The following is a 23,542-nucleotide window of genomic DNA, read 5'->3' as shown; positions in this document are numbered from 1 at the left end:
AAAGGACTGTTATATGGCCTTTTTACTTTTACACAATTATACGGACTTTATCTAATGACATTCTATATTTATGCGATTCTCAAGAAAAAAATAATGTTTATAAAAATTTTATTCTGGATGTAAAGAATTATTTTGAATATAGTGGTGAGAAAAAAATGAATGACAAAATAAATCATTTGATTAAAATAACAGGATGGTTTACAGGACTCTTTTTCTTGTTACTAATTATAGTATCATGTACGGTATGGCAAATAGGATGGATAGATATCATAAGTTATACTGTAACAATATCAACATTTATTACTATAGGGTATGAAAGGTTTATGTGGAAGTGGAAATTGTTTCGTATATTTAATAAGCAAGCTGATATATCAGGAGATTATGAGGCAACACTCAGACATTTTTATGGAGAAGGTGGAATTAAAAAGGTAAGTGTGGAAATAAAACAAACTTTTTTAACAGTAAATATTGAATTCAGAAGCGATGAAATTACTAGTAATAGTATTACAGCAGATATTATTGAAGAACATGGTAAAAATATATTGTACTATACTTATATAACAAATCCAAAAGCCGAATTCGAAAAGAAAAATCCTATTAATCGAGGAACAACAAGATTAATAGTTGAAGAAAATGAATTGACTGGAAAGTATTGGACTGGAGCCGAAACCACAGGTGATCTAAGACTCAAAAAACTAAAATAAAGTATTGATACCAAAATAAATTCAATTTTATTTTGGTATTTTTAGCAATATCACTAACAAGGGGAAGCTTATCATAAATGATGCGGTTTTTTCTTGAAAAATTTAATTAGATATTAGAATCCTTTAATTTATTTGAAAATCAGAAGTGAGTAACAATGGTAAGTGAAATAGTTAGTGCAATAATTGGAATTATAGGGATTTATTGAGATGTATGGAGATGCGGGGCATTTATCGAGTAGATTACAATTAGAGCATGTAGGTGATTTGCTTTTTCATGCAAGTAAAGATAAACTTTTAAAAATCCTATAAGAATTTAGAAACTTTAGAATAACTAAATATTAAAAAAATATCGTATGAAAGTGAAATTAGGATGAGAGACCATAGCTAAATTAAAAATTTTAGCAAAAACTAACTTAAAGACTGCGAGTAATCTTTAAGTTAGGTTAAAAATAATTAATTTAAGCAAAATTATCTGCTTTTTGTGATCGTAGCCATCTATAATAATCTTTTGCTAGTAGTTGATAGACAGTGTCATAAAAGTCTCTATTATTGCTAAACATTTTAGAGTATGCAGCTTCTCCTTGATTATATTGATCAATCAAGAAGTCTTGGAATTGTTGTTGGAATAAACTATTCGCAAACATTTCTTCGCTGTTGTTTTGAGCCATATTTACAAGTTTCGCATCTGTATTGTTTATCAATGTTTCTCGCATGTTTTTAACGAGTACTCTATCGCCTTGAGTAAAATCATTTGGAAAACGTTCATTGATTTTGTGTATAATTTCATTTAAAGAATCGTATTCTTCTTCAGGTCTAACAGTTGCATTCACTTCTGAAGGATGAGCCAATTGCCCATTTTCTACATCTTCATTGACGAGTGCTATATCTCCTTTGAAATCTTCCTGCAATTTATAGTATTCTAACTTTACTTTGTCTTCAATATCGATATAGTTGCGTTGTTTTTCAGGAATAAATTTTAACAAGAAACCAGTGAAAATACTTTCTTCTAGTAACTCTTTATCAAAAGTACGATCAATTTGAGCGATATAGTTATACCATTTGTTGAAGTTCCTTAGTGTAACTCTGAAATCGTATTGAACATCTTCTGGTAGGTCACTGTATCTACTAATAACGGGGCGTAACACGCTACTCAATCGACCAAGTAATTGATCATTTTGCTTTTGTTTTGCTTGACGATTTAATTTCATTACTGTTTGAATATCATCATCATTGTATATATGGAATTTACGTAGTTTACTCTGTGTATCATAAATTAAATTAATATTAATTTCTTCTTTTAGAGAAGTTGCTTCGTAAAAAGGTTGGAATGCTTCATATATTTCTTCTGCTGTATTTACAAAATCAAGAATAAAAGTATCTGTTTTTCCAGGCATAGTACGATTGAGGCGAGACAATGTTTGGACTGCCTTTACTCCGCGTAATCTCTTATCGACAAACATTGTATGAAGTAAAGGTTCGTCAAATCCCGTTTGGTATTTTTCTGCGACAATTAATAAATTAAAGTCTTCACTATGAAATGCTTCTTTCAGTTGATTTTCTTGGATGCGTTCTCCAGAATGTGTTAAGTTCATCTTCGGCTCTGTATATTCAATTCCATCATCTTCTACAGTACCTGAAAAAGCGACTAACACATCCATATCCGTGTATCCTTTTTCTTTGATGTACTTTTTGAACTCTTGCATATACCGTACGGCGTGGAGTCGTGAAGCTGTCACAATCATTGCCTTTCCTCTACCTTGGACTGCTTTTTGTGTCACTGATCTAAATTGTTCAATCATAATCTCGGCTTTTTGTCTAAGTACCCAAGGATGAAGAGATTGATATTTAGCGATAGCTCGAACTGCTTCTGTTTTTGGCAATTCTGGGTCTTCTTCAATCGATTTCGCAATTTTATAGGAAGTGTTGTATGTCATATAATTTTGTAAAACGTTTAGAATAAATCCTTCTTCAATGGCTTGTCTCATACTATAAATATGAAATGGATGATAGGACCCATCTGCTTGTTTTGTTCCAAACATTTCAATCGTTTTCTCTTTCGGTGTAGCTGTAAAAGCAAAAAAACTTAAGTTGTCGTGTTGACCTTGGGACAGTAATGTTTGAACAATTTGATCTTGGTCATCTAGCGATTGATCTTCAACGCTTTCTTCAAATTCTTGGTATTCCTTTAAAGAAGCTTCTTTGTCTGCTAACGCATGTTTTAATTTTTGTGCACTGCTTCCTGTTTGAGAAGAATGCGCTTCATCGACCAAAATCGCAAAACTTCTACCTGCTGTATTATCTATTTCATCATAAATTACTGGGAACTTCTGTAATGTAGTAATAATAATTTTCTTTTGGTCATTTATAGCTGTTTTTAAATCTTGAGAAGTTTTATTATCTCCAATAGTTTCGACTTGCCCAACAGTATGCTCGAAACTCATTAATGTATTTTGAAGTTGGCGATCTAAAACAGTACGGTCTGTAACAACAATGACCGATGAATAGATTGGTTGATCCTCATTACTATGCAAGGAAGCGAGATGGTATGCCAACCAAGCAATACTATTAGACTTACCCGAACCAGCAGAATGTTGAATGAGATAATTCTTTCCAGGACCATGGTGCTGAGTATCTGATATTAATTTTTTCACAACATCCAGTTGGTGATAACGTGGAAAAATTAGTAGTTTTTTCTTTTCTTCTAAATTCATAAACCTTTCAAAAATATCCAATAATTGATAGCTTGTGAGTACATTCTCCCATAAATAAGAAGTAGGGTATCCAGATGGATTAGATGGATTTCCTGCACCTCCAACACGACCAGGACCATTAGATCCTTGATCGAATGGCAGAAAGTAAGTGTTCCCTTTTGCGAGTTTTGTTGTCATTAACACATTAAAATGATCTACTGCAAAATAGACTAAGAATCGAGAGTTAAATTGAAAAATTAATTCCTTTGGATCTCTATCTTGTTCAAATTGTAATCTCGCATGTTCCACATTTTGGCCTGTATATTGATTTTTAAGTTCTAATGCAACAAGAGGAATCCCATTAATCATTAACACCATATCAATAGTGTTTCTATACTTATTACTATATTGAAATTGTCGCACACATTGAAAACGATTAGCTTCATAATTTTTTATATTTTCTGTATTTAAAGATGATGCAGGTTGAAAGTAAACAACTTTAAAAGAGACTCCTCGATCTCTGATACCTTTACGAAGGACATGTAAGATGCCGTGATTTGTGATTTCTTCATTTAGTCGTTTTAAAAACTTCTGTTCTGCATTTGTACGATAGATTGATACGTATCGCTTCCAATTTTTTGGTTGAGTTTGTTTTACAAATTCTAATAATACTGTTGGATCGAGTGCGATATTTGCATCGTAATGAGTATCTTGAAATCTTACTGACTCCCATCCCCCGTACTGAACTAGACTCGCTTCTATATCTTGTTCAAAATTAATTTCTTTATTTTTTATCACTGATATCACTCCTTACACTTCTTTTTTACCTGTGACATACTCATAAATTAATGATTTCTTATAATTCTCTAACTCTTTAATAACTTTTGTTTTATCTTCAATGAGCCTATCGATAGTAGAAACTTTATCATCTAGATATTGGACGATTTGTTGTTGTTCATGCAATAGAGGGATCGCATAAGAATAATTATAGAATTGACCTTGATATAGATGTTTAATGGTGCTAGCACCTTGATTATTAGAATTGTACCAATTCCAAAACATATTTGATAACAAATTATAATACATAAATTTTTTATTAATAGTATTTTTTAATTTTTCCCTAATCAGTAGTACACCTGAATTTAATGAAACTTTTTTTGGAACATTTGTTGCTAAAGCGACTTTTCCAATCGTGCCGTCTTTAGTGATTAATAAATCATTTTCTTTAATATGAATATCTGGAGCTTCTTCAAAACGTTCTTCACTAATTCTAACGCAAGAATCCCACCTGATTATGCCTTTTTTGAAATCAGTTCCCGTTATGAGATAGGGTCCTACAGTCTGATATTCATTAGAAGTTAAACCTTGCCATCCAATACGCCCTTTTAAATTGAAATCATGTTTAATTTTTCGAACACTCCAATTTGAAGGGATACTACCAATCCAATCATTACCACTTTCTTTCATTTCCACATTCGGGTCTATGCCTTTTGTCACCGCTTCTGTGATGAGTGATTGTTTGTATTTTTTAAGTTCTTCGATAGATTGATATGTTGTGTCTATGATATTTGAGATAATTTTTAATTGGTAATTAATGTATATTTCAATTTTTTTAATAGTTTCTTTCTCAGGTAACGCAATGATAAAATTTTGTATATCTGTAGCAGATATGTTAGGTTGAGCTGATCCTGATGAGAATAAGTTAATATATTCGCTAAATAAACCAGTATTTATATAATAATAAATAAACTTACTAAAAGAAGACCTTATGATTCCCACTCTTTGATTTATATAATATAAATCGTCTACTTGTTCTATCAATAAATTTTTTCCAGTTGTTCCCCCACTCATAGCAAAAAGAATATCATTATTTTTTAATAAATATTTAGTTGGAAATTTGAGAGATTCGTTTGAGTAAGAAAGGTTATCGAGAATAATCTCCTTGGTATTAAATGACTTAATTGTTATTACTTTTTTATTATTATCTGAAATCGTGAAAAGTTCACTTTTAAAGGCATAACCACTTATAAAGTCAATAATATTTTTAAGCTTAGTAATAGTCCAATACTTTGGTATATATCCAATCCACTCAATTCCGCTGTATTTCATTTCTCTACTCATTTGTATCCACTTCCTTTCCAGATAATGCTTGGAAGTTTTTAATAATAGACTCTTCGAGTTGTTTAATACGTTCTGAAATAACTTCAGATGGTTCTGGTGGTGTATATTTGTAAAACAATCTAGTAAATGGAATTTCATACCCTATCTTATCTTTTTTACGATCCATCCATGCATCTTGATTAAATGGTAATATTTCACGTTCAAAATATTCATTAATATCTTCTGTTAAGGGAATATCTTCTGTATCTCTAAGGTTCGTGTCTACACTCTTGCTTCCATTCTTTTTATAAACGATATCTCCGTTTTCGTCTCGTTGCGGTCGTTCAATAGTCACTCGAGTAAAACCAAATGATTCATTCTTAAGTATTTTTGACTCTACAGTTCCATCTCCTAGATAGTATTCTTTATCATTAAATTCTCCATAAGCTTGCACAATCATTTCTCGACATGCTTCAGAAATATCTACGCGTTTTTCACCAATATTCTTACGACGTTTTTCATACATATTGGACGCATCAACGAGTTGTACTTTCCCTTGACGTTCTGGAGATTTATCTTTAGTAATAATCCAAATATACGTTGAAATTCCTGTATTGTAGAATAAGTCGTTAGGAAGTTGGATTATGCCCTCTAACCAATCATTCTCAATTACGTACTGACGAATTAAACTCTCGCCAGCACCTGGGTTTCCAGAGAATAAGGCAGAACCGTTGTGAATAATTGCCATGCGTCCTGTTTCCTTTAATTTTGAAATACCATTGAGTTGAAATAACAACTGTCCATCACTAACTCGAGGCAATCCAACACCAAAGCGACCGAGTTCACCAAGTTCATGTTCTGCTTTTACTGCTTTTTGGTCCTTTTTCCAATCGACACCAAATGGTGGGTTGGAGATACAGTAATCAAATGTAAATCCTTCAAACCGGTCGCTCGTTAATGTACTTCCAAGCGCCATGTTTTCAGGATCTCCCCCACGAATCATTGTATCTGCTTTCGAAATCGCATAAGTTTCAGGATTTAGCTCTTGACCAAAGGTAGCTACTTCGGCAGTATCATTCATATCGTGAATACGTTCTGTCATTGCTGAGAGCATTTGGGAAGTTCCCATTGTTTGGTCGTAGACAGTTTTGAAAACATGTTCTTTAAACAAAGTATCTTTATCTTCGATAAGCAATAAATCAGTCATGAGATAAATGATATCTCGACTCGTGAAGTGTGCACCTGCTTCCTCGTTATAGCTTTCCGAAAATTTTCGTACAAGTTCCTCGAACACGTATCCCATATCTGTGCTTGTCATTTTGTCTGGACCTAGATATGCATCTGCTTTGTTAAATTCTTGAATCACATAAAATAGCACGTCATTATCTGCCATTGTCGTAATTTCAACGTCGAACTTAAAGTTATTGAGAATATCTTGCATGTTTTCAGAGAAACCATTGAGATAAGCTCTAAAGTTTGATTCAATATTTGCTGGGTCTGCGAGTAATGTTTCAAAAGTATATAAGCTTGTATTATAAAATGAATACCCTGAAGCGTTCTTCAAAAGGCGTTCTCGCATTACGTCATTTATTGATTGGGTATTTTCTGCAGTCTTAAGAACTTTGTCTCGCGTTTTTAGTAATGTATCGTGAAGACGTTTAATGACAGTCATTGGTAAGATAACCTTTCCATATTCATGAGGTTTGTATAAACCCCTTAAAATGTCTGCAACATTCCAAATAAGGTTTGCTTGTTTTTGAACATTAATTGATGTTTGTTGATGTCTTTTAAATTCGCTCATTATGTATATCTCCTTTAATAGATAAAAAAGTAAAATTCTCTATTTCTATATTATCAGAGATAGAAACAATTTTTTAAATAGTTCTTAAATAATCCTATTATGTTAATTAAAAATAGAAAAAAATAGTAATAAGAGCATCCCTCACCATAAAAGTGAAGGATGCTTTAGTTTTATTAGAATATAGTTTTCATTTTAATAGATAATGGTTAATAATTGTCTGTAAATCATTATTAAGGACCGTTGTTATAGAGTCATCATCCATAAAATCGTCATAGATTTTATCAAGTATTTCTTCATCTTCAATCGCTGTAAAATGATGTACTAGTCCTTTTACGATAGATATATAATTTTGAGATGCTAAGCAATTAGGAACCGTTCGCCAGTCTGATTGTGTAGTTTCATGGTTCATAGGTAAGCCTCCTTTATTTCAATGTCCATTTTTGACGCGCTTTAGGATTGAGTGGATGCATAATTTCATTTGTTGCTGGATTTATGAGCTTTTTGACTTTCTTTTTATGAGGTTTTAACATTTCCATCACCTGTGATACACGTTCTATAACAACTGGTCGCTTAGCATAGGCGCCATAAGCTAGAATCACTGTGTCACTTTCACTAATCGTCTTCATCAAGTGAATGTCTGTGTGTTTGTCATAAGGCTCTTTGATATGTTTAAGGTTCTCTGGGGTTTTAATATTTGAAAATAGATTCACAAGATATACAGCACCATATTGTTCAGAATTCGCTAATTGGTTAAGAATAAGAACAGTAGTAAGATCGAGTGATAACACACCATCTAAATGGGGGTACATCGTTATCACTGTACAAGCTGGTTTCTTTTCATCCCAAGTTTTCTTGAGTAAATAGCGGTGCTGTTTGTCATCGCTAAATATGGCTTCTGTGTGTATTGTACTTTTAATTGTATTCATATATCATCATTTCCTTTAGTATTCTTCTGGTAAAAGCATCACATAATAAAAAACGTCTACATCATCTTCTCGGATGACGTAGACTTTCTTAGGTAATGCATTTTGATTTTTTATATAGTTTGTATAGTGATATTCCAATTTGTATGCGGGTTGTTCTTGTTCATGTGTGATTGAGAGTATATTTTCATCTTCTTGTAGTTTAAAAATGTGTAGGTAATCTGTATTAAGTTGATTGTCTCGATCTTTTACCATATTCCAAAGTAGGATTTGAAGGTCTAGAGATAGTTGTTTACTAATGCCTTTTGTGATGTATCGATTGATTTTCATACTATTTTCCTCCATTTTGCTTTTCTTTCATGATGTCAATTACTTCGTTAATAACTGTAACAGATAGTTGAGCGATCTTGATCCAGTTCATATTATTCTCCTCCTTTTTGTAATAGATGACGTTCATCGATAATTGTATTTTTAGTATCTGTGAGGTATAGAAAGTCCATATCAAAATGATCCAGATAACCAATACTGATGAGTTGGTTATTGGCGTACATAAGAAATGGATAGATACTTAGCTCATGTAGTTCATCGTTATAGTAGGTATAAGTTTCAAGTGTAAGATGCGCAAGTGGGGTATGGTCTACAAAGCGAGTAGGAAGTATATTTTCTGCTGCTTCTTCTAACGCTTCACATTCCCATGTTTCATTGTTAGATAGTTGGAATAGACGAGTTATATATTGTTTGAGTTCTTGAGTGGTTGTTTTCATATCATTGCCTCCTAGATAGTGTTAGCGATGTATTTCATATACATCACTGAGATAATATATATTTGATTTATCATTTATTACGAATCCCGGTGGGAATAAGAGAAAATCCCATATGAAAAACTGCTACAAACATTGATATGACAAGAAAATCCCGTTATCCCGCTCATTTGTTGGGAAATATAGGTATATATTTATATATTATTTGGATTTGGTGGTGTTATTACGACTTACTTTTTCTTTTTATATTATTTATTTATAAATAATAACGGGATTTTGGGATTACGCTTGCGTAATCCTTCTCCTACATGAAGTTAGCCAATCCCGTTACTATCCCACTTATATTTTGTTTTGGGATGTTCTTTCGTCATATCAATATAAGCTTCACATTGAGCCATGATTTGTTAGCGTGTTGAATATATTTGTTAGATGAGTGTTATTGAATGACGAAAGGACAGTACATAGATATTATATTTGAAAGTAGAGTGTTTGAGGCAAAAACAAAGACGAAGTGCTGAGGAGCACTTCGTCTAGATTGTTATTATTAAAAAGTTGTTTAATAATTTCATTATTGAGCTTGAGAGTGACATAGAATTGTTTTTTATGATTCTCGTCTTTACGAATATCAATACGGTCAATAACCGTTAGGTATAATGCTTTGAGCTGTGATTTATCCATGGATTCTATATTTTGAAATATTCGTTGTAATAGGGCAGCGATTTGTTTCGTATCATAAGATGGTTTCTCTTGATTTTGTTGCTGCTTGAGTTGATTCATTTGGTTTGTAATATCATTCAGTTTTGTTTCATATTGATGAATGGTTGGTTTGAGTGCAGATGTTAAGTCTGGATTGTCTTCGATGGTTTGAACGAGATTTTTAAGTTTGATGTTTACTTCATCAAATTGTTGTTGTTTATAAGCAATATCATGATTGAGTGCAGCTACATCGACTTGATTATCTTGATTAACACGTTCGACAACTTGTTTGAGAACTTTATCGCTTTTGACAATTTCAAGTATTTGATCCATAACGTATTTCTCAATGACATCGGCTCTAACGCTATTCGCAGAACATACTTTTGAGCCTTTGTTTCGGAAGTTACTACAAGAATAATAACGTATTCGCTTCTTAGTACCATCTTTCAATGTGTTCGTTGTGTTACTAGCTGCCATTGGTGCACCACATTGTGGGCAGTGAATAATACCTGTTAATAGATTGGTTCCTTTCCCATGAACTTGAGGTTTTTGACTGACCTGTTTTTTGCGTGATTGGACTTTATCCCATAATTCTTGACTAATAATAGGAGGGTGTTTACCATCAGCTATAATAGGTTTATCATTTAGTCCTTTACGACGCTTTTCATTCCAATCTTTGTACTTCGCAAATTGAATTTTACCAATGTAGAATGGATTGACTAAGATATAGGTTATTGAATTGATACTAAATGGATTGCCTTTTTTAGTCACATAGCCTTTGTGATTGAGTGCATTGGCTATTTTACGATAACCATGACCTTTGGCATAAGATTCAAAGATATATTTAACGATGTTAGCTTCATGTTGATTAATCATTAATTCTTTTTTATTATCAGGTATGTTATTATATCCTAATGGAAGATTGCCTTGATAATAGCCCTTTAAAGCTCTTTGATGTTGCCCGTTGTAAATATTCTCTAAAATTGTATTTCTTTCAAATTCGGAAAACTTGCAAGTATCTGGAGCATTAACTTGCCTGTTGAATTTTTGACTTCCATACGTTCAGACAAGCTAAAAAATTCAACATTTTGACGATGAAGTTCTTCGACGATTGTAAGTAAATCGGAAGTATTACGTGCCAAACGATTTGTTTTATAAACCATAACACAGTCTAATTTTCCATTTTTAGCATCATTTAACATGCGCTGTAATTCAGGACGGTTCATAGATTTTCCTGATATACCCCGATCTGCATATATATCAACGAGTTCATAGCCGTTGAATTGGCAATATTGCTCTATTTGTGTAATTTGTCCCTCGATGCTATAACCCTCTACTTGTCTCTCTGTGGACACGCGAATGTAGCCTCCTACAAGCTTTTTCTTCATTTTATCCATTATAATCCATCCTTTCTTTAATTATACAATTGATAATTTCATAGTCTGCTTTACAATATTCAGTGGTTCGTTTTTGAAATAGATGCCAGCGAGGCTTTTATTTTTAGAAATATTAATTTCATCAATATAGGGGTACAACATGTTTAGCGTGAAACGTTGTTGAATGATGTTTTGGAAAGCTTTTCGAATTTGATACGCACTGATTGATGATATAGGTTTTGATTGTTGATGTAATGAGTGCGTTTGTTCTTTGAACGTTTCTGCATCAATTTTGCCTTGGGCTAATTTTTCTATCAGCTGCTCGTGATTGAGTGTAGTTTTAATTTCTATATCTCTTTGTCTTTTGAGTCGTTGTTGAATAGTATGGTTTATTTTTGAATAGAGCTGTTGATTTTGAAAGAAGTCCTGACAAGTCGCTAAAACACTTGTTTCTAATTCTTGTGCGTTGATTCCTTTAAATTCACAAACAAAGCGAGCGTTATTCATATTTTGCGGACAGACATAGTAACGCAATGAATGATCTGGTTTTCGGACAGTCATGTTTGTGAGTGTCGAATGACAATAGGGACATTTGATTTTTTGTTTGAGTTGATTTTCTGACGGCTTACATTTTACTTGTTTCTGAGTTCGGGTAACTTGAGCTTCTTCGTATATCGTTGTACTGACAATAGCTGGGAACATGTTTTCATATTGTCCGTATTGATTGATAACACGGCCACAGTAATTAGGATTGAGGATAATATTACGCACTTGATAAGGCTTGCGATTAATGAAGTTATCATCAGCTTCTAAGTATTGCGCAATTTTTTTATAACCATAACCTTGAAGGTAATAATTGAACACAGCTTTTACTGTTGGTGACTTTACTGTGTCTATCGTGAAAGTACCATTATGATAGTGATACCCAAAGGGCGCATGTGTTGTAATTAGTTTACCTTGTCTCGCTTTTTCTTTGATTCCATTTTTGACTTGTTCGCCTATATTATCAGATTCTAGTTCGGCCAAGCTGATGAAAATATTGAGTTTGAGCCGATCGAATGCTTTATCCATGTCGAAGTAGCCATCATGAACGCTTAAGATATGAACATGATACGTTTGACATAATTTCATGAGCTTTAATGCATTTTTTAGATTACGATGAAGTCGATTTAGACGATAGCAACATAATACGTCACATTGTCCTTGTTGAATCAGTTCAGTAATTTGTTGATAACCATTCCGCTTATCAGTACGTCCTGATTGTTTATCGCTATAAAAGGTAATGTGTTGAATATTATGTTTTTCGGCTAATGCCTTGATGGTTTGTTTTTGTGCTGCTAAGGATTGTTGCTTTGTAGTGCTCTGTCGTAAGTAACCTATTGCTTGTTTCATAGTATTTCCTCCTTCCAAAGTGATAATATATATTTATGAACGAATTTATAGATGAGCCCAACACCTGCTGGTGTTGGGCGTTATTATTAGTCATCAGCATGATTAATTTCTTCAACAACTAAATCAGCTAGTAATTCAATCAATTCATCCATTTTATCTAATCCTGTACGATTGCATCTTTAAGTTATTAAAAATCAATTAAATCATCATTCTGTTTTTTCCATGATTCAAGCATCTTTTTGTTATCCAAGTTAATTTTAGCTTTAATAGGTTCAGCATCTTTAGTTAGACCAAAAATAGACGCATATTCTGAATCTAACTTTAAATGGTAAAAAACAAGTGACTGTTTCTTGCCATAGTCATCTTTTACTGTTCTTTTTGTCGTGATTCGATCACGGTCAGATTCGATAAATCCTTTATCTCTTAGTGCATTCACGACATTGTTGACATCCTGAAAGTGTTGTTCTTTCAGCATATCTTTAAATACAGTCGCAATGATTTTGACCTCGATATAATCATCTTTTAAGGCAATTAGTCCATAATTCTCAATCATATTCTTTAACGCTGTGTCATCAGAAAACTTACCACGGTTTTGTGCTACAAATTGTGTAATGACTTCAATCGCTTTATCTGCCAGTGATCGTTCAGAGACTGTATGAGTATGATAATCAATAAAGTAGTCTCTTATTTTAGCGATATCAATATTTGTAGCTAAAACACGACCTAATATTTGCGCAGATGTTGTAATGACTGCATAACGCTTAAACATACGAATACCTGTATTGTTTGCTTCACTCTTCAATTTAGCTTTAAACCAATGATGTTCATCTTTAAACCATTGAATAACTTCCTCTTCACGATTTATAAGGTATTGAGCTACTAACGGTAAAACATGACCATAGTTTAGCGCCACAGCTTTTTTAATATTGTCAGCATTGGTCGCATTTGTAGTAAATTGCTCATTAATTTCAATGGTTCTTACACGTAACCCATCGTTTTGAGCTGAATCAGTAAAAATACTGTATTCTGACGTTGAAATGACAGAAGTTCCCCAATTCTTAGGTGTTTTAACTTCTCCATGAACGTTTGAACGTTGACGCCCTTGACCTTCAGCGATGGAGTACAATAACCCTGTTGTATCTTTAAAAGTTGCTGAGGAGAGCTCGTCAAATACCATAGGTATGCCATAATTGTTACTCAAGTAACCTTCAAGAGCGTTACGTGTGCCATTCCAACTTCGAAAAAGCGTTTTATTACCTTTGGTTGGATTTCCAGCGACGGATACCGCTAAAGCTGCCGCTGTTGATTTACCGGTTGATGACTGGCCTGTAAAACTAAAGATGATACCAGCAAATTCAACCTCATGTTTATGCTTCAGAAAGGCTGTCACTAAGGCAGAAATTCCAAATATGACCGCTAACTCTAGAAGAAGATGACCTTTGACTTCGTTCATATACATATTTAACCAATCTTTAAATGTCCCTTTAGGCTCTAATAGATAAGCACTATCGACAATAGGCTCTAAAGATGCTAACTGATCATATTGTTTAGATGTGTAAACGGTATCTACCATTACAATGTAACCGTGGGGTGTTTCTATGATGCCCGAGCCATCATATAAATCAGAAGTGGGCAGTTCATCGCGCATTAACTGTAGTGCATAGCTCAAATCTCTTATATAACTTTCATTGATACTGTGACCATATTTAATCAAGGAAGGTAAGTTTCGAGTTGTTAAAATATCAGATTCAAATGTATGTTCTTTATCCTTACCGTTAGAAATAATTATTTTTTCTGTATTTTCTGAGGCATGCCAAAATTTAGCTTCAACAACGATACAACTAGATATAGGCACTACTTTTTCCTTATCTCCATCTTTTTTAGGTGGAAAAGTTTTACGCCACGCCTTTGCATCTAATTGGTATGGACCTGCTTCAAAAATGATGTAATGACTCATTAGCGAACACCTCCTTTCGAAGGGTTGCTATCTTGGAGTGGATTAGGTCCGACTTTCATATATACTAAATGACCATTGGTATTTTTACCGATAATAATAAATGGAACACTTGGCGCATTTTTAACAAAATATGCGAACCAACGTCCAACATTTTGTTGTACAGCTTTTGAGCATTGTACATTTGCACGACGGTTCAAGTCATGGAAAGTAAATACTTGTCCCTCCGGTAAAACGAATCCAATTCCTAAAATTCTTCTTTTCAACAGTTTAAAATCATCTTCTTGCTCGTAAGTCATTTGGATCATCCTTTGTATATTAGTCATCATTTAAATGATGCCTTTGTATCTTATATCTACACTGAGATATAAAGTTCTAAATTTGAGAGGAAAATATTAGGACATTGGTATTACACCTTTTGTTAATTAAAAAACCCAACGATAAAAAAATCGTTGGGTTTAAAAAGGTATGTTAATAATATAATTTAGATGCACTATTCAATTTTTTTAAGCGTAATTTATAAAAATCATTAATTACCTGAATCATTAATTTATCAAGAAGACCATTGTAATCGTTATTAAAGGTCTTCCTACTATATATTTCACTAATATTATAATCTTTAAGGTTTGAAATTAATGAATCTTCTATTTTCATTGTTAGTTCTGGGTGCTGTTCAATTGTATTGCGAACTAATAATTTTAATTGAGTATTTCTTACATAACCATTAATAAGATTTTCGAAACGAATTAATTTTTCTTCGTGTTTATCTATTATTGTATTCAACTCATTTTTTAAACTATTCAAACTGTGTAAGGCAATTAATATATCGTATTGAGATGCTTCTTCGATAATACGACTTGAAACATTGACTACTTTATCAATTAAATCAGTTATAGCAGTGAATAATGTAAAATGAAATGTATCCTCAATTGTTGTTAAATAAAATAACTCATTATTACTAATTAACTTATTTTTCTTCATAAATTTATCTATATTATTTTTAGATTTAATAATATCGTCTATTGTTAAATTAACTTTACGTGAACTTTTTTTCATAATACTACGGATAAATTTGAAGTAAGTATCATTATGATCGTATAGATTAAGAGAAACACCAATTACAGCTTGTCTAAATTGATCTATTTCATCAGATTGATTTAAGCTATTATTATTGTGAGATGAAGGTTTGATACTATTAGCTATTTCAAAGTATTGAGAGTTACTCTTTCTTTCTTTAATTAAACCTTCGATTACTAACTTTTTAAAATACTGAGATTTATTTATACTTGAGATATCTTTTTTTACATATGAATCTTGCTTTTCTTTATAAATGAGGTATCTTGTTAAAAAGTCGCTTATTATAATATCATCAATATTTTCTAACGATAAATCTCGATGTTGTTTTAATATCGTATGCTTTAAATCCTTAAAGCTTTCTAAAGAAGAAACTTGATCTTCATTTCTAATATAATTTACTCGCTGTTTAATTTTCTCTAACTCAATATTTTTTTGAATTTCTTTCATAGCTTTGTTAGCTATTTTTTTAGCGAACTCTGTTGTATGGTTGATTGTTTCTAAGTAATCGTTAAAATATGTTTCTAGGTCATTTAAATCTAATATATTCAAAATAGCTGTACCTTGATCAATAAACTCATTTAATAAGTCTTTAATATCAATTTTACTTTGACTATCAATAAAATAATACATTTCATTTTTTATAAAATGTTTAGGGATTTCATCTATAAAAAAACCAATTTTGTCACATTCCACAGTATGTTGCTCCACAGTTTGTTCATCCTGATTTATAAAATAGCTTACATATATAGTTTCGCTAGGTTGAGCTTTTCCACATATAAAATTTGGTCGGTATTCTTTAGGTAAATAATCCTCTAAGTATTCTTCTAATATGAATTCTGAATTAATTTTATGTATAAAATAACTAAAATTCCGAAACCACATTTCTATTTTCCATTTATTTTTAATCATAGTATTACTCACTTTCAATAATTAAATGTATAGACATAATGCTAGTTTTATTTTTAAGATATTTCAATAATGTTTACTAATTTTTCCCTATAAGATAAGATATACAATATAAAAGGGAACAAACGTTCCTATTGGAGGGGTCCTATGAAAAGGTCAGTCGAGTCTTTCAGTGAGTTACATCAAGTTTTAAAGAATTATAGAGATAATAGCTTATGGTTATTTAGAGGTCATAGTAATTTGAATTGGAGTTTAGTTCCGAAAGCTGGTCGAGCACCTTATGATAAATATGATGATGAAGAAACATTTTATGCCTGGAAACGTCAAGCAATGATATTTTTAAAAGAAACTTATAGTGATTGGGATATGCTAACTATAGCGCAACATCACGGATTAGCTACTAGACTATTAGATTGGAGTTTTAATCCTTTAGTTGCTGCCTTTTTTGCGGTGCAAACATATGAGGATTGTGATGCTGTTATTTATGCCTATTTAAAAAAATCGGATATGAATATGAAAGGGGCTACGCCTTTTAAGAGTAAAGGGATAAAAAAAGTAAAGCCTAACGGTCTAGCTTCGAGAGTGGTTAGACAAAGTGGAATTTTTACTATTCATGAGCCTCCTACAAATTCTATTGAAGCTAATCTTTCAGAGAAAGAAGAACTACACAAAATCATCATAAAGAAACATTATCGTAAAAAATTAAGAGAAGAGTTATCTTATTATGGTATCAACGAATTATCATTATTTCCTGACTTAGATGGTTTATCTAGCCATGTTAATTGGATAATGGAGATAAATCCATACGCTTCAAATAATATAACGCAAGAATTAAATTCAATTAATGAATAAGATTATAAAAAGCGAGGTATTATATGTCAGTATTAGAAACTAAATTAAAAAGTCAAATGTCAAAATCTGCAAAAATAGCTAGAAATATGAATAAGTTACCAGATGAAATTGATAGATTAAGAAAAAGGATAGAAAGAATAAATAAAAAAAGAAAACCTACTTCCAGTAATATTAGAGATTTGGAAAAATCTAATAAGCAATTAGTTACAAAGCAGCAAAAACTTGCAGATTTACAAGTTGAGTATACTAAGATTGAGAAAAAAATTAATGAAACAAAAATTAATCTTCAAAAAGAGCAGTCTAGGAATCAAAAGAAATTATCCAGTATGTTAGATAAAAATACAAAAGGAAATGAAGAGATTATGGAAAAATTATTAACTAATTCAGATCAAATAAATGAGATATCAAATCAGATAAAAAAAGCAGTGAATCAAAAAGAGATAATTGAATATGATGTCTTTCTATCCCATTCTAGTTTAGATAAAGAAGATTATGTATCTAAGATAAGTGAAAAACTAATAGAAAAAGGACTAAAAGTCTTTGAAGATGTTAAAGTTTTTGAAATCGGAAAAAGTCAAACAGAAACTATGAATATGGGTATACTAAACTCTCGGTTTGTTGTAGTATTTTTATCCCCCAATTTTATTGAAAGTGGTTGGAGTAGGTACGAATTTTTATCCTTTCTAAACAGAGAAATAAATGAAGAGCATGTTATTATATTACCTATTTGGCATAAAGTGAGTGTTGAAGATGTACGTGCATACAACCCATATTTAGTAGATAAGTATGCATTGAATACAAGTGATTTTAGTATAGAAGAAATAGTAGAAAAAATTTATCAAGTAATCGTTAATTCTAAGAATTAGTAATAGTATTGGTTATCTACTTTAAAAGCAAAGAGGGAATTAAATGAAAAAAGCAGTGTTTTTATTACTAAATGAGTATGCAGAATGGTAAGCAAGCTACTGTTCCTCTATTTTAAACCAAAGCAGTGAATGGAAAATAGAAACAACTTCAATTTATGAATATTTTACCTCGATTGGTGGATTTACAATTAAAGTAGTAATAGTTATCCAATATTTTCTAGTTGATTCTCTTATAATATGTCCAATTAAGTGTAGATGATTCAAGATGATATTGAGGGAAGGATGAGAATGTGTCTTTCAGGTAGCTCATTTGATGATAACCTTAAACATAATATTTACTTTCATCCTGCTGAAAAAGAGGTTACAGTTTCAAGCCGATAGAATACATTGGGTTATATAAAGACAAAGCAATAAAAGCTATCGGAAAAGTAGACAAAGTAATAGTGACGGAAATAAATGAGAGCTCATTATCCTTGAAGACAGTTTATCCTGTAGGTACTGAGTTATCGATTGATGAGTATGAAATAGTTAAAAATAAAATAATGGTGCTTGGGAAAGAAAAGTGGACTAATCTATTGAACGAACCCCATTATTATTACTTAATTGAAGATTTTATAGAGACAGACTACAAGAAAATATCTAAAGGTGGATCGATGGGAGTTAAGTATTTTAATGTGAATGAAATTTTGAATAGGGATTGCTTAACCACCGAACAAATCGCTAAAGAATTATGTAATAAAGATTGGGAATGATAAATAGTGAATGAAGCTATAATGCAATAATGTATGTATAACATAATCAAGTAATGAATTTAATGATAAGAGAGTATGGAGTAAAGAATTGAATTAGTTTGCATGGTCTATGTATCTTAAAGGTGTTGAAGGAGATACACCGAAGTATGCAGTACCAATTCTTGAAACAGACTTTAGTGATTTACCATCTACACATACGACAGTCGGATCATTTGATCCGTTTCGAGATAAGACAATGAGCATTAACAGAAGCGGGAGTAACTGTTGAATTCCATTTATATCCAGTTAGATACTAGAATTTGAAGTGATAAATCTTGATTCGGATGCTGAAATAAGTAAAAGAGCAGTTACTGAATATAATATAAGTATAAATATGCTACTAGATATTTTAAAGGGTATTTATTCACTTTTATAAAATCATCTGCTAAGATAGTATGGAAGATTTTTATAGGAGCTGATTATAATGCGACATATAAATATGTCATACATCATACGCTATAGTACTCTAACTCAAAGATAAGAAGTACTTAGTTATGAATAGCATTCATTTCACAAAGTACTTCAACAAAAATGGAGGAATATGAAATGAATAAAATAGAAGTGTATAAGTTTGTTAAAGTAAAGCAGTTAGTATATCAATTGATTAAGTTATATCGTACAAACGATATGAATTCCCATAAAACACAAAAAGATTTTTTACTAAATGAAATTAATGATATCTTTAAAGAAAAAGAGATTGATATCTCGGACTTTATTACATCGATTGACGATGTAAAATTAACTAAGAAAAAAGCAGAACATCTTTTAAATGAATTAAAAGTGTACATCCAAGATTTTGAAATACCTTCATCAAGTCAACTGGAGAAAATTTTTCCTAAAGTAAAAAAATTAAAGAGACCAGATATAAATTTAATTGATACAAAAGAAATTTCATATTTAGGATGGAATGATAATTCTTCTAACCGAAAATATATCGTTTATAAAAATTTAGATGATAAATTCGAAGGTATATATGGCGAAATTTCACCAAATAAAGTAAAAGGATTCTGTAAAATTTGTAATCAGGAATCTGATACATCACTCTTTCTCAATAAAACTAAACATAATAAGAGTAGTGGAACTTATACTAAAAAAGGAGATTACATTTGTTATGACAGTTTTAAATGTAATCAGAACCTAGATGATATAAATAATCTTTACGAATTTATTGTTAAAACAAAATAGATCCAAATAGCCCTGATCTTTAGAACTAATGATCAGGGTTGTTATATTTTGTACCTCACTCTTAATCGATACGCTGAGGCGTATCATAAGTAAAACTAAAAAATTCTGTATGAGGAGATAATAATTTGGAGGGTGTTAAATGGTGGACATTAAATCCACGTTCATTCAATATATAAGATATATCACGATAATTGCGCATATAACTTAAGTAGTAGCTAACAGTTGAAATTAGGCCCTATCAAATTGGTTTATATCTAAAATGATTAATATAGAATGCTTCTTTTTGTCCTTATTAAATTATAAAAGTAACTTTGCAATAGAAACAGTTATTTCATAATCAACAGTCATTGACGTAGCTAAGTAATGATAAATAATCATAAATAAAATTACAGATATTGACAAAAAATAGTAAATATACCAATGAAGTTTCAAAAGAACAATTCCAAGAAATTGAGAATGTAAATAATAAGGTCAAAGAATTTTATTAAGATTTGAAAGAGTATCAATCAAGAAAGATGTAGTTTTTTAATAAACTATTTGGAAAATAATTATCATAATTTAAAAACTGACAATTTGCGAGACTCATAAAATGTAATAATGGAAATAGATGTAAAATATAATTAAGGGGTGTAATATGAAGATTAATATTTATAAATCTATTTATAATTTTCAGGAAACAAATACAAATTTTTTAGAGAATCTAGAATCTTTAAATGATGACAATTATGAACTGCTTAATGATAAAGAACTTGTTAGTGATTCAAATGAATTAAAATTAATTAGTAAAGTTTATATACGTAAAAAAGACAAAAAACTATTAGATTGGCAATTATTAATAAAGAATGTATACCTAGATACTGAAGAAGATGACAATTTATTTTCAGAATCCGGTCATCATTTTGATGCAATATTATTTCTCAAAGAAGATACTACATTACAAAATAATGTATATATTATACCTTTTGGACAAGCATATCATGATATAAATAATTTGATTGATTATGACTTCGGAATTGATTTTGCAGAAAGAGCAATCAAAAATGAAGACATAGTTAATAAAAATGTTAATTTTTTTCAACAAAACAGGCTTAAAGAGATTGTTAATTATAGAAGGAATAGTGTAGATTACGTTAGACCTTCAGAATCTTATATATCAGTCCAAGGACATCCACAGAATCCTCAAATTTTTGGAAAAACGATGACTTGTGGTACAAGTATTTCATTGCGTGTACCGAATAGAAAGCAGCAATTCATAGATAAAATTAGTGTGATAATCAAAGAAATAAACGCTATTATTAATCTTCCTCAAAAAATTAGTGAATTTCCTAGAATAGTAACTTTAAAAGACTTGAATAAAATAGAAGTATTAGATACTTTATTGCTAAAAAAACTATCGAATTCTTCAACTACAGAAAATATATCTATAGATATATCAAGATTTTTAGAACTAAGTAATATGATACTCTTGTTAGATGATATGCTCGACGTCAATATATATATAAATTCTTTTAAAAATAATACATTAGAGACATTTGATGCGACTGATCCTGAAGTTGATTACATCACTGAAATAGGAGATTACTTATTAAAATATGACGTTAATTCTATAAATGATGTCAGAATTGAAGTGATAGATAATTTGGGGCATTCAAATAATATGCTACTAAAAACGATACTACATGCAGAAGTTGAAATGGAAGATGGAAAGAAATATTTATTACAAAATGGGAAATGGGGTTATTTTAATAGAGAATTTTTTGACCTTTTGAATGATCATTTGAATGAGATAGAAATTAGGTATAACACACTAACTCCCACAGGTTTAGTATTTAAAGAAGGAGAAGAAGGATATATAAAAGAAATAGTAGGAAGATTGCCAGAAGAATATTTAATGTTACATAAAAAATTCATAAAACCAATAAATAAGAATTTTATAGTAAAAGGAAATGGAATAGAGTTGGCAGACTTATACAATATTAAAAACAAAGAGCTTTTCACGATTAAAAGAGGAATTAATACATCTTTATCTCTTTATAGTCTAGAACAGAATATAATAGCAATTAACGCCTTAAAATATCCAGAATCATATAATTTTGAAGAATTAATAGAAGCTATTCCTGATAACTCGGAAAATATATTTAATGATATACAACGGAGTACAAATTTTAGTATAGTATGGATTTTACCGATATCATCTATTGATAATATGCCCATAAAAGATATGGTTCATACTAGTAACGTAATAAATAAAAACTTTCAATTAACTAATTTAGGTTCAGTATTACTTAAAAATAAATTAGTAGAGTGGTCTCTCTATTTAAAAGATCAAAGAATTAATCCAATTATTTATATGGAAACGCCAACTGAAGATAGAAATTAAACTTTTATTTTAAATCACCCTAGTTCATACCTAAAAGACTTTCACACAAACAAACAAAGGAGGAAACTTAAATTCCTCCTTTCCCTTATTACTCATACTATAATTCAATTTTAACGTCTTCGTCCATTTGGGCTTCAAATTCATCTAGTAATGCTCGTGCTTCTGCAATTGATTGTGTGTTCATCAATTGATGTCGAAGTTCGCTAGCGCTCTTATGCCACGCACATAGATTTTAAAGAATCTACGCAAACTCTTGAATTGTCGTATTTCATCTTTTTCATATTTGTTAAACAATGATAAATGCAATCTCAACAGATCTAATAGTTCCTTGCTTGTGTGTTCGCGTGGTTCTTTTTCAAAAGCGAATGGATTATGGAAAATGCCGCTACCAATCATGACGCCATCAATGCCATATTTTTCTGCAAGTTCAAGTCCTGTTTTTCTATCGGGAATATGGGAGTGGGACAGAAATGATATTTTCCCAAAATTTATTTCGTCGTCCCACTCCAACTTGCACATTATTGTAAGCTGACTTTCCGCCAGCTACTATGTTGGGGCCCCTGACTAGAATTGAAAAAACTTGTTACAAGTGCATTTTCGTTCAGTCAACTACTGCCAATATAACTTTGTAGAGCATAGAACATTGATTTATGTCCCAACCTGCAATTTCGTCACGTAAATTTTTAATAGCTTCGATTAATTCCCACTGTGCATCTACTTTACTAATGTGTTTGATAAAAACTTAAATAATTTTAATTCAGTCATCAGTGGCATTAAATCTTCTATCATTTTTAGTTATAGTTGATAAATTTATATTTATAAGCATATATATGGATATTTCATCAAGAATTTTTAATCATATAAATCCGAACTGCATACATATTTGTTGAAATAAGAGGTATTATTTTTCGGGAAATTGCTGTCTGAGTTATAAGTATTAGTTTTATAAAATGAGTTGAACTATAGCAAAAACGATTAAAATACTGATAATCCATTTTTGTATTATGTTAGGGACTTTTTTACTTAATTTTAACCCTATTGGAGCAAATATAATACTCCCTATTATAAGGAATAAGGCGTCATATAAA

At 31.0% G+C, this 23,542-nt stretch carries 20 protein-coding genes and 4 pseudogenes; 8 read left to right on the top strand and 16 right to left on the bottom strand.

Annotation, left to right across the window (positions count from 1 at the left end; genetic code table 11):
• Positions 1 to 704, top strand: a 704-nt coding sequence (locus IDG60_RS03875; RefSeq protein ID WP_241013335.1) for a Cap15 family cyclic dinucleotide receptor domain-containing protein, incomplete at its 5' end; no start/stop codon positions are given.
• A 458-nt stretch (positions 705 to 1,162) separates the two neighbouring features.
• Here IDG60_RS03875 and IDG60_RS03870 read toward each other — a convergent pair.
• The 12 genes and pseudogenes from IDG60_RS03870 to IDG60_RS03815 all read right to left on the bottom strand — a co-directional run bounded on the left by IDG60_RS03870 (position 1,163) and on the right by IDG60_RS03815 (position 16,383).
• Entirely contained in the window at positions 1,163 to 4,192 is a 3,030-nt protein-coding gene (locus tag IDG60_RS03870) for a type I restriction endonuclease subunit R (protein ID WP_000594505.1), read from the bottom strand.
• Between the two features lie 12 nt (positions 4,193 to 4,204).
• Positions 4,205 to 5,515, bottom strand: coding sequence for a restriction endonuclease subunit S (locus IDG60_RS03865; protein WP_000085808.1), 1,311 nt, complete (start codon positions 5,513 to 5,515; stop codon positions 4,205 to 4,207).
• A complete protein-coding gene (locus IDG60_RS03860) occupies positions 5,508 to 7,295 on the bottom strand; it encodes a type I restriction-modification system subunit M (protein ID WP_001288670.1) in 1,788 nt (595 codons plus the stop codon). Before IDG60_RS03860 ends, IDG60_RS03865 begins: the two co-directional genes overlap by 8 nt.
• Positions 7,296 to 7,482: 187 nt before the next feature.
• Positions 7,483 to 7,704, bottom strand: coding sequence for a hypothetical protein (locus IDG60_RS03855; protein ID WP_001015195.1), 222 nt, complete (start codon positions 7,702 to 7,704; stop codon positions 7,483 to 7,485).
• Between the two features lie 13 nt (positions 7,705 to 7,717).
• Complete coding sequence (locus IDG60_RS03850; RefSeq protein WP_001092193.1) at positions 7,718 to 8,221, bottom strand: DUF1643 domain-containing protein; 504 nt, start codon at positions 8,219 to 8,221, stop codon at positions 7,718 to 7,720.
• Between the two features lie 15 nt (positions 8,222 to 8,236).
• Positions 8,237 to 8,548 (bottom strand): DUF960 family protein, encoded by a 312-nt coding sequence (locus IDG60_RS03845; protein WP_000700850.1) that lies wholly within the window; start codon positions 8,546 to 8,548, stop codon positions 8,237 to 8,239.
• Between the two features lie 92 nt (positions 8,549 to 8,640).
• Positions 8,641 to 8,982: an SAUGI family uracil-DNA glycosylase inhibitor gene (locus IDG60_RS03840; protein WP_000859158.1), complete on the bottom strand. Its 342-nt coding sequence runs from the start codon at positions 8,980 to 8,982 to the stop codon at positions 8,641 to 8,643.
• A gap of 465 nt (positions 8,983 to 9,447) precedes the next feature.
• A pseudogene (ccrB, locus tag IDG60_RS03835) lies at positions 9,448 to 11,072 on the bottom strand (cassette chromosome recombinase CcrB).
• A gap of 21 nt (positions 11,073 to 11,093) precedes the next feature.
• Complete coding sequence (gene ccrA / locus IDG60_RS03830; RefSeq protein WP_000806248.1) at positions 11,094 to 12,443, bottom strand: cassette chromosome recombinase CcrA; 1,350 nt, start codon at positions 12,441 to 12,443, stop codon at positions 11,094 to 11,096.
• Positions 12,444 to 12,630: 187 nt separating this feature from the next.
• A complete protein-coding gene (gene cch1, locus IDG60_RS03825; protein ID WP_000020211.1) occupies positions 12,631 to 14,400 on the bottom strand; it encodes a cassette chromosome replicative helicase in 1,770 nt (589 codons plus the stop codon).
• A complete protein-coding gene (ssb, locus tag IDG60_RS03820) occupies positions 14,400 to 14,696 on the bottom strand; it encodes a cassette chromosome ssDNA-binding protein (protein WP_000220590.1) in 297 nt (98 codons plus the stop codon). The genes cch1 and ssb overlap by 1 nt, the downstream gene beginning before the upstream one ends.
• 172 nt (positions 14,697 to 14,868) lie before the next feature.
• A complete protein-coding gene (locus IDG60_RS03815) occupies positions 14,869 to 16,383 on the bottom strand; it encodes a hypothetical protein (protein WP_206160509.1) in 1,515 nt (504 codons plus the stop codon).
• Between the two features lie 144 nt (positions 16,384 to 16,527).
• On the opposite strand from IDG60_RS03815, the gene IDG60_RS03810 reads away from it, so the two are divergent.
• The 5 genes from IDG60_RS03810 to IDG60_RS03790 all read left to right on the top strand — a co-directional run bounded on the left by IDG60_RS03810 (position 16,528) and on the right by IDG60_RS03790 (position 20,074).
• A complete protein-coding gene (locus IDG60_RS03810; RefSeq protein WP_016170663.1) occupies positions 16,528 to 17,232 on the top strand; it encodes an FRG domain-containing protein in 705 nt (234 codons plus the stop codon).
• Between the two features lie 23 nt (positions 17,233 to 17,255).
• Positions 17,256 to 18,098 carry an NAD(+) hydrolase TirS gene (tirS, locus tag IDG60_RS03805; protein WP_000114516.1) on the top strand — a complete coding sequence of 281 codons (843 nt, stop codon included), beginning with the start codon at positions 17,256 to 17,258 and terminating at the stop codon, positions 18,096 to 18,098.
• 473 nt (positions 18,099 to 18,571) lie between these two features.
• Complete coding sequence (locus tag IDG60_RS03800) at positions 18,572 to 18,850, top strand: hypothetical protein (RefSeq protein ID WP_241013334.1); 279 nt, start codon at positions 18,572 to 18,574, stop codon at positions 18,848 to 18,850.
• 109 nt (positions 18,851 to 18,959) lie between these two features.
• A complete protein-coding gene (locus tag IDG60_RS22110; protein ID WP_225792520.1) occupies positions 18,960 to 19,118 on the top strand; it encodes an alpha/beta hydrolase in 159 nt (52 codons plus the stop codon).
• Between the two features lie 317 nt (positions 19,119 to 19,435).
• Positions 19,436 to 20,074, top strand: a complete 639-nt coding sequence (locus tag IDG60_RS03790; RefSeq protein WP_206160508.1) for a FusC family fusidic acid resistance EF-G-binding protein — start codon at positions 19,436 to 19,438, stop codon at positions 20,072 to 20,074.
• 297 nt (positions 20,075 to 20,371) lie between these two features.
• Here the strand turns inward: IDG60_RS03790 and IDG60_RS03785 are convergent, their stop codons facing one another.
• Entirely contained in the window at positions 20,372 to 20,506 is a 135-nt protein-coding gene (locus tag IDG60_RS03785; RefSeq protein WP_001790628.1) for a hypothetical protein, read from the bottom strand.
• Here IDG60_RS03785 and IDG60_RS03780 point away from each other — a divergent pair.
• Both IDG60_RS03780 and IDG60_RS03775 read left to right on the top strand, forming a co-directional pair.
• Positions 20,470 to 20,562 (top strand): hypothetical protein, encoded by a 93-nt coding sequence (locus IDG60_RS03780; protein WP_001790000.1) that lies wholly within the window; start codon positions 20,470 to 20,472, stop codon positions 20,560 to 20,562. The two genes, IDG60_RS03785 and IDG60_RS03780, sit on opposite strands and share 37 nt — an antisense overlap.
• Before the next feature lie 146 nt (positions 20,563 to 20,708).
• Complete coding sequence (locus IDG60_RS03775) at positions 20,709 to 22,454, top strand: DUF6119 family protein (RefSeq protein ID WP_000700190.1); 1,746 nt, start codon at positions 20,709 to 20,711, stop codon at positions 22,452 to 22,454.
• Between the two features lie 97 nt (positions 22,455 to 22,551).
• Here IDG60_RS03775 and IDG60_RS03770 read toward each other — a convergent pair.
• The 3 pseudogenes from IDG60_RS03770 to IDG60_RS03760 form a co-directional block, all read right to left on the bottom strand.
• A pseudogene (locus IDG60_RS03770) lies at positions 22,552 to 22,907 on the bottom strand (tRNA-dihydrouridine synthase); the annotation flags it as partial.
• A gap of 304 nt (positions 22,908 to 23,211) precedes the next feature.
• Positions 23,212 to 23,300, bottom strand: a pseudogene (locus IDG60_RS03765) (hypothetical protein).
• 97 nt (positions 23,301 to 23,397) lie between these two features.
• A pseudogene (locus IDG60_RS03760) lies at positions 23,398 to 23,542 on the bottom strand (sulfite exporter TauE/SafE family protein); the annotation flags it as partial.

The organism is Staphylococcus sp. EG-SA-2, assembly GCF_017152085.1.
The sequence above is the reverse complement of the archived record's forward strand: the minus strand, read 5'-3'. Positions and strand labels throughout refer to the sequence as shown.